The organism is Acinetobacter sichuanensis (assembly GCF_003024515.2).
Taxonomy (GTDB): Bacteria; Pseudomonadota; Gammaproteobacteria; order Pseudomonadales; family Moraxellaceae; genus Acinetobacter; species Acinetobacter sichuanensis.
Genome location: NZ_PYIX02000193.1, coordinates 1 through 736, shown reverse-complemented (window position 1 = coordinate 736; position 736 = coordinate 1). Strand labels below are relative to the sequence as shown.

The following is a 736-nucleotide window of genomic DNA, read 5'->3' as shown; positions in this document are numbered from 1 at the left end:
ACAAGTAGTATTATTGGTGGTGGTGTAACCAATAACGCAGGAAACTTGAGTGGTCCATTTACCACCAATGGCAGTAGCTATAACACCATTGCTGAAGCAATTGCAGACCAAGCGAAGAAATCGAAAACGACAGTAACGCAAGGTGAAAACATTGTTGTAACTTCAGGTACTAACGCTGATGGTTCTGCAAATTATCAAGTCGCAACGGCGAAAGATGTCAAGTTCGATAAAGTGACTGTGGGTAATGTAGTCACTAATGGCGCAACAGGCAAAATTAGTGGCTTAACTGCAGGTAATGTCTCTGCAAGTTCAACTGATGCCATCAATGGTAGTCAATTAAATGCACAAGGTGAAGGTGTTAAAAACATCATTGGTGGTTCAACAACGTATAATCCAAGTACAGGTGAGTTAACCAATACAAATATTGGTGGTACTGGTGAAAGTACGATTGATGATGCGATTAAAAACGTCAATACAGCAGCAACTAAAGCGAAAACGACGGTCACTCAAGGTAACAACATTGTTGTGACGTCAGGTACCAATGCTGATGGTTCAGTGAACTATGAAGTGGCAACGGCGAAAGACGTCAACTTCGATAAAGTGACTGTCGGTAATGTGGTCACAGATGGCGCAACAGGCAAAATCAGTGGCTTAACGGATGGTACGGTTGCAGCAGGTTCAACTGAGGCTGTGACAGGTAATCAGCTCAATACCACGGCACAAAGCACAGGCGATC

Annotated in this window: 1 pseudogene; it reads left to right on the top strand. The window is 43.3% G+C overall.

The window, feature by feature from the left end:
- A pseudogene (locus C9E89_RS23610) lies at positions 1–736 on the top strand (hypothetical protein); the annotation flags it as partial.